The sequence below is a fragment of the Streptomyces sp. DSM 40750 genome (assembly GCF_024612035.1).
Classification (GTDB): Bacteria; Actinomycetota; Actinomycetes; order Streptomycetales; family Streptomycetaceae; genus Streptomyces.
Genome location: NZ_CP102513.1, coordinates 6,062,631 through 6,075,448, shown reverse-complemented (window position 1 = coordinate 6,075,448; position 12,818 = coordinate 6,062,631). Strand labels below are relative to the sequence as shown.

The following is a 12,818-nucleotide window of genomic DNA, read 5'->3' as shown; positions in this document are numbered from 1 at the left end:
GAGCCGGTCACACGGCCCCTCGGACACGCGGGCGTTCGGCGGCGGCGGTGTTCTGTACAGCCCGACTTGTAATCTCCGCACGGTGGAGAGATCGAATGAAGGTTTGAACGGCGGAGCGGCTGCTACAGAGGCGGAGACGCTGCTGGACGTGCTGCTCGGGGCGGCGGCGGAGGCCCCCGGCCAGACGGTCGTTCACGTCCGGGGAGACGGCCGCGAGCACACGGTCACCTTCGCCGAACTCCGGGACGACGCACTGCGCGTGGCGGGCGGGCTGATAGCGGCGGGCGTGACACCGGGCACCCCGCTGCCGCTGGTCGCCGACCGGGGCGACGCCTTCCAGCCGATGTTCTGGGGCGCGCTGGCGGCGGGAGCCGTCCCCGTACCGCTCGCCCCGGAGCCGCGCCGGATCGGCCCGGTGTGGGAACTCCTCGGCAGGCCGCCCGTGCTGGTGGACGAGTCGACGGCCGCCGTCGTCAGCGAGCGACTCGACGACCAACTCGGCGTCGAGATACGGATGTTGCGGCTGGACGCGCTCCGCGAGGGGCGCCCGCCCCGGCACCTGCCACAGCCCTCGCCCCACGACATCGCCTTCCTCCAGTTCTCCTCCGGCAGCACCGGCACCCCCAAGGGCGTGGAACTGACCCACGCCGGCGTCCTCGCCAACCTCCGCCAGATCCGCGCCGCGACGGCGATCACCGCCGACGACGTGATCGCGACCTGGATGCCGTACTTCCACGACATGGGTCTCATCGGCACGCATCTCGTCCCGATGGCCGCGCGCCTGAAGCAGATCCGGATCGAGCCGCTGTCCTTCGCCAAGCGCCCGGCGCTGTGGTTCGAGGCCGTCGCCCGCCACCGCGCGACCCTCCTCTCGGCCGCGAACTTCGCGCTCGCCCTCGCGGTACGCCGCGTCCCGGCCACCGCACTCGCCGGCCTCGACCTCGGTTGCGTACGCCTCATGCTCGTCGGCGCGGAGCCCATCGCCCCGCGTGTCTGGCGGGAGTTCACGGCCCGGACGGCTCCGGCGGGGCTGGACCCGCGCGCCCCGCTGCCCGTGTACGGCCTGGCCGAGGCCACCCTCGCGGTGACCGTACCGCCGCTGGGCGAGATCGCGACACCGCTGGTGCTGGACCGGGCCGCGCTCAGCCGGGGACGGGTGGCGGAGACCGAATCCGGGCCGCACGCGGTGGAGTTGATGGACCTGGGGCTGCCGGTGGAGGGGTGCGAGGTCCGGATCACCGGTGATTCCGGGGGCCTGCTGGGTGAGTCGCGGGTCGGGCATGTGGAGGTGCGCGGGCCGCAGTTGGGGCGCGGGTACCACCGCGCGCCCGGTGCGACCGCGGACGCGTTCGGGGGCGACGGCTGGCTGCGTACCGGAGACCTCGGCTTCCTGCGGGACGGGCGGCTGTGCGTCACCGGGCGCCACAAGGACGTGGTGTTCGTCAACGCCCGTACGTTCCACGCGTCGGACCTGGAGGAGACGGTCGCCGAGACGCCGGGGCTGCCGCCGGGTGCCGTGGCGGTCGTGGGGTCCACCGATCCGGACGGCGGGGGCGAGCGGGTCGTCGCGTTCGTGCAGTGGGCGCGGCCCGAGCCCGCCACCGTCGCACCGGTGCTCCGGGCTGCCGCCGGGCGGCTTCGGGAGGCCCTCGGCCACGACGACGTGCGTGTGCTGCCGCTGCCTCCGGGGGCGTTCCCCCGTACCACCAGCGGGAAGCTGCGACGGGGGGTGCTGCGCACGCGGTTCGAGGCCGGGGGGTACGGGGCCGTCGAGGGCCGCTTCGCGGCCGTCGCGGGTGCGGCGACGGGGACGGCGGGGGTGAGGGCCGGGGTGAAGGCCGGAGCGAGGGCCGGAGTGGTCGCCCCCCGTTCCCTGCGTGAGGTTCAGGAGTCGGTACGCGGGGTCTGGGCGCGTGTTCTGGAGCTGCCCGAGTCCGAAGTCGGGCTTCGGGAGCGGTTCTTCGACCTCGGCGGGTCCTCGCTCAAGGCGATGGCTGTGCTCGCCGGGTTGGAGGACGCGTTCTCGGTGACGGTGGAGCCGGGCGCTCTGCGGGACCACGACACGGTGGCGGGGTTGGCGGGGCATGTGCTTGGGCTGCTGGAGGAAGCGGGAGCTGGTGGGGATGGGCGCCTCATACACCTCATAACTGATGCCGGCCCCGTCCCGGATCCCGACCCCGAGGCCGACCCCGAGGCCGACCCCGATCCCAACGCCGACCCCATCGCCGCCGTCGCGGTTCTCTCGGCGGCCTGTCGTTTTCCGGGGGTCGAGACGCCCGAAGGGTTCTGGGAGTTGCTCACCGGCGGTGGGGACACGGTCGGTGGCGTGCCTGAGGGGCGGTGGGGGATGGGGCCGCGGCCGAGCCCCCGCTTCGGCTCCTTTCTCCCCGACCCCGCGTCCTTCGACGCCGCCTTCTTCCGCATGGACGACGCCGAGGCGCGGGCGACCGACCCGCAGGCGCGGATCTTCCTTGAGCTGGCCCATGAGGCGCTGGAGCGTGCCGGGTACGCGGGACCCCGTCGGGCCGGCCGCAGGGTCGGGGTGTTCGCGGCCACCGGGGACAGCGGGTACCGCGAGATCCTGGCCGAGGCCGCCGACGGAGATCTCGCCCGCCACCAGGCCGCGCTCACCGGCAACCTCCCCAACCTGATCGCCGCCCGCCTCTCCCAGATACTGGACCTGAACGGCCCGGCCCTCGCCGTCGACACGGCCTGCTCCTCCGCGCTGGTCGCCCTGCACCTGGCCCGGCGCAGCCTGCTGTCCGGCGAGTGCGACCTCGCCGTGGTCGGCGGCGTCAACCTCGGCCTGACCCCGACCGGCCACCGCCTCCTCGAAGCGACGGGCGCGCTGTCCCCGACGGGCCGCTGCCGGGCGTTCGGTGCCGACGCCGACGGTTTCGTACCGGGAGAGGGCGGCGCGGCGATCGTCCTCGCCCGCCTCGACGACGCCCGCACCGCCGACGACCCGGTCCTCGCACTCGTACGCGGTACGGCGGTGAACAACGACGGCCGCTCGCTCGGCCTCCTCGCCCCCACCCCGCGCGGCCAGCGCGAGGTGATCGGCCGGGCGTACGAGGAGTGCGGCGTCGACCCTGCCGACGTGTCGTACGTCGAGGCGCACGGCACGGGCACGCCGATCGGTGACCCCGTCGAGGCGCAGTCGCTGGGGCAGGCGTTCCCGCCCCGCGCCGACGGGGTCCCGCGCCGGCTCGGCTCGGTCAAGTCGAACCTGGGGCACCTCCTCAACGCGGCCGGCATGCCCGCCCTCGTCAAGGTCGTCCTCGCCCTCTCCCACCGCCGGCTCCCGCCGACCCTCCACACCACCCCACCCGCCCCCTTCCTCGAACGCGTCGCCCCCGGCTTCCGCCTGGTCACCGAGGACGAGGAATGGACCGAGGCGGAGGGCCGCCCGCTGATCGCGGGCGTCAACTCCTTCGGCTTCGGCGGCACCAACGCACACGCGGTGCTGGAGGAGGCGCCGAGGGGAGCGGTCGGGGCCACGCCCGCCGTGACGGCCAGACCCACGCCCACTCCCGCTCTCACGCCCACACCCGCAGGCACGATCGCGACACCCCCGGCCGACAAGGCACCCCGGACCTCCGACGGCCCGCACCTCCTGACCCTCTCCGCCCGCACCGGTGACGCGCTGCGCGTCGCCGCCGTCGAGTTGGCCGCGCATCTGCGGGCCCACCCCGGACTGGACGAGGGCGACGTGTGCGCCACCGTCAACACCGCCCGCGACGAGGGGCCGTACCGGCTGGCCGTCGTGGCGGATGGGGACCTCGCGGAGCGGCTCGAAGCGGCCGGGCGGCTGGGTTCCGCGAGCGCGGCGCCGGAGGCCGTACGGGGCTCCCGGCCGCGCACGGTGTTCGTACTGCCTGGCCAGGGCTCCCAACGGCCCGGTCTCGGACGGGAGTTGTACCGCTCGGCACCCGTGTTCCGTGAGGTCCTCGACGAGGCGTCCTCGCTCACCGGGCCGGTCCTCGGCCGCACCCTGGCCGCCTGGTGTCTGGACGAGGACGCCGACCCGGCGGCCCTGGCCCGGACGGAGGTGACGCAGCCGCTGCTGGTCGCGTTCGGGGTGGCGCTGGCCGGGCAGCTGGCCGCGTGGGGTGTGGCGCCGGACGCGGTCGTGGGGCACAGCGTCGGCGAGATCACCGCCGCGTGCGTCGCCGGGGCCCTGCCCCTGGCCGAGGCGGTCGGTTTCGCCGCCGAACGCGGGCGCCTGGTGGGCGGGCTCGCCGCGCCGGGTGCCATGGCGGCCGTACGGGGAGACGAGGACACCGTCGCCGCCGTACTCGCCCAGGCCGACGGCACGCTCTCCGTGGCCGCCGTCAACTCACCGGCACAGGTGGTGCTGGCGGGCGCGCCGGAGGCCGTCGACCGCGCGGTGGCCACCCTCACCGCCCGTGGCGTGGCCGCCCGCCGCCTCCGCGTCTCGCACGCCTTCCACTCCCCCCTGCTGAACCCCGTCCTCGACCCCCTCCACAACGCCGCGAAGGCCCTGACCGTCCACCCCGCCACCGTGCCGATGCTGAGCACCGTCACCGGCGAGTGGAACCCCGACCTGACCCCCACCTCCGGGTCCGGTTCCGGTTCCGGTTCCGGCTATTGGCGCGATCACGCCATCCGCCCCGTCCTCTTCGGCGCCGCTGTCACCCGCCTCCTCGACGAGGGCTACGACACCTTCGTCGAACTGGGCCCCGGCGACTCCCTCTCCGGCCCGATCCACGCCGTGGCGGCCGCGCATTCCGGCGTCGCGCCCTCTGAGGTGCAGGTCCTGCCGGCGCTGGCGACATCGGCATCAGGATCGGCATCAGGATCGGGATCGGGGGTGGGTGCCGGGGCGCTGCTTGAGACAGTGGGTCGGCTCTGGACCCGTGGCTCCCCGCTCTCCCCGCCCTCCCCGTCGTCTCCGGCGTCTCCGGCGTCTCCGGCGTCTCCGGCCCGGAGCACGGCACGGCGACGGGTGCCGGTCCCCACGTACCCGTTCCAGCGCCGCCACCACTGGCCGGAGCTACTCGACACGGCACCCGGGTCCGGTACGACGCCCTCCGCCCCCCACGACATACCCGCCCCGCCGCAGCCCCTCCTCTGGTGCGACGCCCCGCTGACCGCCGCCCCCGGCCCCGATGTCGTACGTCTGACCGGCGCCGACACACCCCTCCGGCGGGCCTTCACCGACCGGCTCACCGCAGACGACGTGACCGTGCTGCGGCAGGACGAGGCCTCGCCGACGGCCGCCCCGGAGACCGTGCTGTGGTTCGCCGGTGACACCACGGGGGCGGAGTCGGAGACCGGCGCGGCCGTCTCCGCCTTGCGCGAGGTACTGCCGTCGCTCGGGCTCGGCACGACCGCCACCCGCCTGCTGCTCGTCACCGAGGACGCGTACAGCACCGGCATCGCCGACTCCCCCGTCCGCCCCCGCCCCGCACAGGCGCTCCTGCACGGCTTCGCCCTCGCCCTCCCCGAGGAACATCCGGGCCTCTCCTCGCTGAGCATCGACCTGACGACCCAGGACACACTGGACGCCCAACTCGGCGCGCTGAGAAGCGAGTTGTGGAGCGAGTTGCAAGGCGAGTCGAACGCCACCACCCCACCCGCCACCACCCCACCCGGCACCGGCGCGGGCGGTACCGTCGCCTGGCGGACGGGCCGCCGACTCACCCGTACGGCCGTACCCGCGAACGAGGCCGGGACGATGACCGGGGCCGAGGGCAGGGCCGAGGTCGCCCCCGGGGCCGTGGCCCCCCGCACCCCGAAGCCCCCGACCACCCTCCCCCCGAACGGCACCTACCTGATCACCGGCGGCGCGGGCGGCCTCGGCTCCGCCCTCGCCCGCGACCTCGCGGAACGCGGCACCCCGACCCTCGTCCTCACCGGCCGCACCACCACCCCACCCCGCGCCCTGCTCACCGAACTGCGCGCCCTCGGCGCCCGCGTCCGCTACCAGGCGGCAGACGTCACCGACGCGGCCGAGGTCGACGAACTCATCGCGGGACTGCCACCCCTGGACGCGGTGTTCCACGCGGCCGGTACGGCCCGCCCCGGCAGCCTGCGCGGCAAGCCGGACGACGAGATCGAGGGCGTGCTCGCCGCCAAGGTGCGCGGCACGACGCTGCTGGCCGAGGCCCTGCGGCGGCACGGCCAGGAGGGCGCCGTCCGCGTCGCCTTCTCCTCCGTCTCCGCCGTACTGCCCGGCCTGGCCGGAGCCCTCGGCGACTACGCCGCCGCCAACTCCTTCCTCGACGCCTTCGCCACCGCCGAACGCGCCGCGGGCCGCCCCTGGCAGACGATCGCCTTCGGCCCCGTCACCGGCACGGGCCTGGCCGGCGGGACCGCACCAGGAAACACTCCGGGGCTCGGCCTCGGCACACAGACCCGTCTCCGGTCACACGGCCTCGCCCCCATGACCGCACGGGCCGCCCTCGCAGGCCTGCACGCGGCGATCGCCCTGGACGCGGCGCACGTACTGGTGGCAGGCGCGGGCGTCGCGGCCCCCGCGTCGCCCGTTCCCACGGAAACCGACTCCACCGCACCCGTTCCCACGACACCCCACCCGCAGAGGTCCGTTCAACGGCAGGACCTGACCCGGGCGTCCCAAGTCACCACCGTCATACGCCGCCTCCTGGCCGACGCGCTGCACCGCGCCCCGCAGGACATCGGCGACGACGAACAGTTCCTCACCCTCGGCCTGGACTCCCTCAGCGCCGTCGACCTCGCCCGCCGCCTCGAACGCGAACTCGGCCTGCCCCTCCCCGCCACCCTCCTCTTCGAATACCGCACGATCGGCGAACTGGCCGCTCACCTGGCCACGACCACCCCGCCGACGCCAGGGCCGACGCCAGAGCCGACGCAGGGGCCGACCCCCACCCCGTACGCCCCCTCGCCGACACCCACACCCGAAGACCGCCCCCTCCCCCTCACCCCCCTCCAACTCGCCTTCCACACCACCGAAACCCTCCACGAGGGCATCACCGCCTACGGCTACGTACGCCAGAGCATCAGCGGCCCCCTGGACACCGCCCTCCTCGGCCGGGCCCTCGCCCACCTCGCCGCCCGCCACCCCATGCTGCGCCTGCGGATCACCGGCGACGACGGCGCACGGCCCCGCCAGTACGCCGCACCCGCCGGGCCCGTGGACGCGGCACCTCGCTGGTACGAGGCCGGCGACTCCCACGATCCGCGCGATCTGCGCCAACTCGAACAGGACCTGTGCAACCGCCCGTTCGACCTGACGACGGAGGACCCGGTACGAGCCGTCCTCGTCCACGACCATGAGGACGCCCACCTCGCCCACCTGCTCCTGGTCGTCCACCACGCCGCCGCCGACGGCTACAGCCTCAAGCTCCTCGCCGAGGAACTGTGGTCGCTCTACACGGCCCTGACCCGAGGGGACGAGAACCCCGAACTCGAGGCTTCCCAGGCCGAGTTCGCCGACTACGCGACCGCCGTGACCGCCGAACGCCAGTCCCTGGCGTACGCCAACGACCAGCAGTACTGGCGCGACCGCCTGGCCGAACACACCACCGCCACCGCGCACCCCTCCCTGCCGTACGACGGCGACCCCGAAGCACCCCCCACCCCACCCCTCACCCACCACCGCACCGGCATCGACGAGGCGCTGACCGCCGCGCTCCGCGAGACGGCCGCGCGGCACGGGGTCTCGTTGTTCCACCTGCTGCTGGCGGTGTACGGCCGTTGTCTGGCGCGGTGGAGCGGACGGCGGGCCGTGGCGGTCAACGTGGCGCGGGCCAGGCGTGAGCTGCCGATCGCCGGCATCGACCGTCTGGTGGGGCCGCTGGCCGACACCCTGCCGGTGTTCGTGAACGTCGACCCCGACGAACCGGTCACCGCGCTCGCCGACCGGCTGCGCGGGATCTGGCGGGAGGCCGAGGCCCACGCGACCCTGAGCAGCGCCGACTTCGCCCGACTGCTGTCCGAGGTGCGCCCCACCACCGGCCCGGCGCCGCGCACGGCGGCCGAGGCGGGGTTCAGTTTCGCCCGCTTCCCGGTGGTCCACGGCCCCGACTGGCCGGTCACCGTCACCCCGACGGCCGCCGCCACCGCCTCCGCCGCCACCCGCCTGGGCCTCCTCTGCTGGGAGGCCGACGCGAGTCTGCGCCTGTCCTGGAACCACCCGGCCCACCTGTTCCGCCCCGAGACCGTCCGCCGCCTCGCCGACGAGTACGTCGCCGAACTGCGCGCGGCCGTCATGCACTTGGCGGGGCCGACGAGCGCCCTGCCCGCCACGGCGACCGCCGTGGAAACGACCACGCGGGAGGCACCGTCGACCGCCGTAGCGGCCACCGGCGGAATCGTGAGCCGCCTGCACGCTCAGTTCCGCGCCACCCCCCACTCCATCGCCGTCGACACCGGCCGAACCACGCTCACCTACGCGGCCCTCGACACCGCCTCCGCCGCCCTCGCCGCCCGCCTGCGCGCCCACGGCGTACGCTCCGGCGACCTGGTGGGACTCCTCACCGAACCGGGCGGCACGGACACGCTCACCGGAGTCGTCGGCATCCTGCGCGCGGGCGCCGGCTGGGTACCGCTGGACGCCACCCACCCCACCGCCCGGCACCGGGATCAGCTGTCCCGTACGGGAGTGCGCGTACTGGTCTGCGACAGGGCGACCCACGAAGCCGCCGCGGGTCTGGACGGCATCACCCCGGTCACCGTGGCCGAACCGGTCACCGTGGCCGAACCGGCCGACGTCCCACCGACCGCCGGCACCGGTGACAAAGACACACCCATCCCCCACCCCCAAGCCATCGCCTACGTCATCTTCACCTCCGGCTCGACGGGCCGCCCCAAAGCCGTCCCCATCACCCACCACTCGATGACGAACTACCTCGACTGGTCACTGGCCACCTTCGGTTACGGCCCGGACGACCGGCTGGCCCAGACCGCGTCGGTCTGTTTCGACGCCTCCGTACGGCAGTTGCTGGCCCCGCTGCTGGTCGGCGCCACGGTGCACACCCTCTCCCGGGACCTGCTGCGGGACCCCGAGGCGCTGCTGGACCGCGTAGTGGCGGACCGCATCACGGTGTGGAGCTCGGTACCGACCCTGTGGGAACGCCTGCTGACCGCCGCCGAGGAACGCACCCGGCAGAACGGCACGGCCCCCGACCTCTCCGCACTGCGCTGGGTCCACGTCGGCGGCGAAGCACTGCCCGCGGCCCACGTACGCCGCTGGTTCGACCTACTGGACACAGTCACCGCCACCGGCCCCGGCCCCGGCCACCACCGGATCGCCAACCTCTACGGCCCCACCGAGGCCACCATCAACGCCACCTGCCACATCATCGACACCCGCCCGGCCGACGACGTACGCCACCTCCCCATCGGCCGCCCGATCACCGGCACCGAACTGACCGTGGTCGGCGAGGACGGACACCCCTGCGCCCCCGGCGAATCCGGCGAACTCCTCATCGCCGGAACCGGCCTCACCCCCGGCTATCTGGGCGACCCCCACCTCACCGCCGCCGCCTTCACCGAACGGGACGGCCGCCGCTGGTACCGCAGCGGCGACCGCGTCCGCCGTACGGCCGACGGGGTGCTGGAGTTCCTGGGCCGACTCGACGACCAGGTCAAGGTCCGCGGCCACCGCGTGGAACTCGGCGAGGTCGAGGCCGCCCTGCTCACCCACCCGGGCCTGGCCCGCGCGGCCGTACTGCTGCGCGACGGACGACTCGTGGCATACGTCGAGCCCCGGACCCCCACATCCACCCTCGACCCCCGCGAAGTGCGCGCCTTCCTCTCCCGCACCCTGCCCCCGTACATGCTCCCCGCCCGCATCCACTCCCTCCCGGCACTCCCCCTGACCGGCACCGGCAAGATCGACCGCAACCGGCTCGCGCCCCGAAGCGAAACCACGGCGGACACGCACACTGACGCCGAGCCCCAGCACGGGCACCCGCGCACCCCTCCCACCACCCCCACCGAACGCCTGCTGGCACGCGCCTGGGCCGCACTGCTGGAAGTGCCGGAGCCCGAAATCCACCAGGAGGACGACTTCTTCACCCTCGGCGGAGACTCCATCACCGTGCTGGAACTGTTCTCCCGTCTACGCCACGACCGCCCCGCACTGCCACGCCCGACCGCCGTCTACACACACCGCACACTGACCGCCCTGGCGGCAGCCATCGACGCGACCCCCGCCACCACGCCCCCGGCCGATACCCGACAGACCGAACCCGCCCTCACCCCTCTCACCCCCCTCACCCCCTACCCCCTCACCCCCTCCCAACAGGGCTTCCTCCTCGCCGACGCCCTCACATCCGGCACTCACCGCACTCCCGGCGCTTCCGGCACCCCCGGCGCCAACCCCGCCTGGCTGGCCCGCTTCCGTATCCACGGCCCCCTGAACCCCGACCTGTTCCAACGCTCCGTCGACGTCCTGATGGCCCGACACGCCATGCTCCGCACGGTCTTCCCGGCCGGCGCCCGTCCACCCGTGCAACAGGAACTCCCCGCCTCGCTACGACTCCCCGTAGAGACGGAAACCCTCTCCCACCCCGCCCTGCTGGAGGAACGGGTCGCCGAGGAGGCGAGCCGCCGTTTCGAACCCTGGGCCTGGCCCCTGCTGCGCCTGCGCCTGTTCACCGTCGCCCCCGACGAGCACGTACTCCTCGTCCACGCCCACCACCTCATCGGCGACGGCTACAGCGCGGCGCTACTCACCCGCGAACTCCTCACCGTGTACGGCCGTTTCGAACGCGGCCTGCCCCACGGCCTGGAGCCCCTGCACTCCACCTTCCGCGACCACGTCCTCCACCGGACCACGCACCACCAGCCCACGACCCCCCAGGCACCGGACCCGCAGGCACCGAACCCGCGGACCGAGGAAAGCGAGGAATACCGCGCCCGCCACCACACCCCCTACACCCCACCCGTCCTACGGGCACCCCACCCCGGCGGCACCACCCCCGCCTTCCACACCGCCACCTTCACCCTCGACGCCGGCCACACCCACGCCCTGCGCCGCCTCGCGCAGACCGCCGGCACCACCCTCTACGCCCCCCTCCTCACCGCGTACTACCGCGCCCTCACCACCCTCACCGGCCACCGCGACCTGGTCCTCGGCCTGGCGGTAACCGGCCGCGACGAGACCACACCGGACGCACACCGCGTCTTCGGCCCGTTCGCCGAGGCGGTGGCGCTACGCCCGGCGCCCACATCCCACGGCCCACTCGCAGCCCCCGACTTCGACGAGGACCTCCGCCGGATCGCCGCCGAAACGATCGCGGCCCGCACCACCGGCCCCCTGAACCTCCGTACGCCCCAAGGACTCCCCCGTACCGCCCAGTTCTTCTTCACGTTCCTCGACTTCACCTCCCTCGGCACACCCACACCCCCCGACACCACCCTGACCCTCCACGCCGACGACACCGACACCGCGCTCGCCCCGCCACCAGTCGGCACAGACGTCTTCCTGGCGGTACGCCCGTCCTCGACCGGCGAAGGCCTACGCATCACCGCCCGCGCATCGGCGACCGCCCTCACGGCCGACGAACTCACCTACTTCACAGGGGAGTTGCACAACCAGCTCAAAGCCGCCCCCCACAACGACATCTCCACCCCAACCCTTACCCCCACCCCCACCTCCACCCCTCCCCTCGACGCCGCCCTCATCGGCTACCTCCCCGCCCCTCACCACCTGGCCGCCTTCGCCGGTCTCCCCCCGCACGCGGCCCCCAGCCGCGAACAGATCCGCGCCCTCCTCTTCCCGGACGGCAGGGCCAGACTCCTGGAGAGCATCACCACCCCCCTGGGCAGATCCGGCTTCCTCTCGCTCCCGCTCTTCGCCGACGAGCTGACGGGCCCGCTGCCCACCGGGGACCTCCCCACCCACACAGCGCGAGCGGTGGAACAAGCCGCATCCCTCGGCGCCCGCTGCGTCTCACTGGCCGGCGTGATCCCGTCCCTCACGGGCTACGGCTACGACGTCCTCCGGGAGACCTCGGCAACGCCCACGACCCTCACCACCGGGCACGCGGCCACGACCGTCGCCGTGGTCAAAACCGTCCGCACGGCACTCACGGCGACCAACCGCGACCTCGCCGAACTCACCCTCGCCGTCGTCGGCTGCGGTTCGATCGGCACGTCATCGCTACGCCTGCTCCTGGCCCGCAGCCCCCACCCACCGGCCCGACTCCTCCTCTGCGACCTGCCGGGCAGCGCCCCCCGCCTCCACCACCTCGCCACGGAACTGTCGGCCGACCACCCCACGACGGCCGTCCAGGTGGTCGAGTCGACCGACGCCCGGACCCTCCCCGCCGAGGTCTACGAGACAGCCGACGTCATCGTCACAGCGGTGAGCGGCGTCAGCGGCGGCCCGACGACCCTCCTGGACGTCGACCGGCTACGGCCCGGCACGATCGTCGTGGACGACTCCTTCCCGCACTGTTTCGACACCACGCGTGCGCTGGACCGTATGAAGCACCGGCAGGACGTACTGATCGTCGGAGGCGGCCTGCTGGCCCTGCACCCCACCGAGACGCACCTGTCACCGGACCTCCCGGCCCTCGCCCGCACCGGCCAGGCCACCGCCCGCACCCAGCACCACCTCCCGGGCACCCTGGCCTCCTGCCGCCTGGAGTCCCTCCTCCACGCCCACCTCACCGCCCCGGCCTCCGGTACGAACTCCGGTACGGAACTGCCCCTGATCCACGGCCTCGTCGACCTCCCCCGCGCCCTCGCCCACTGGGACGCCGCCGAAGCCGCCGGAGTGCGCCCGGCCCCCCTCCACCTCCTCGACCACGCCATCCCACCGGAGGCCCTCGCGACCCTGCCCCCGCCGCCGTCCGCCTGAG

At 74.1% G+C, this 12,818-nt stretch carries 1 protein-coding gene; it reads left to right on the top strand.

What is annotated here, in order from left to right; genetic code table 11:
* Window positions 1-103 precede the first annotated feature (103 nt).
* Window positions 104-12,817: a non-ribosomal peptide synthetase/type I polyketide synthase gene (locus JIX55_RS27180; protein ID WP_257565882.1), complete on the top strand. Its 12,714-nt coding sequence runs from the start codon at window positions 104-106 to the stop codon at window positions 12,815-12,817.
* The last annotated feature ends 1 nt before the right edge of the window (window position 12,818 follow it).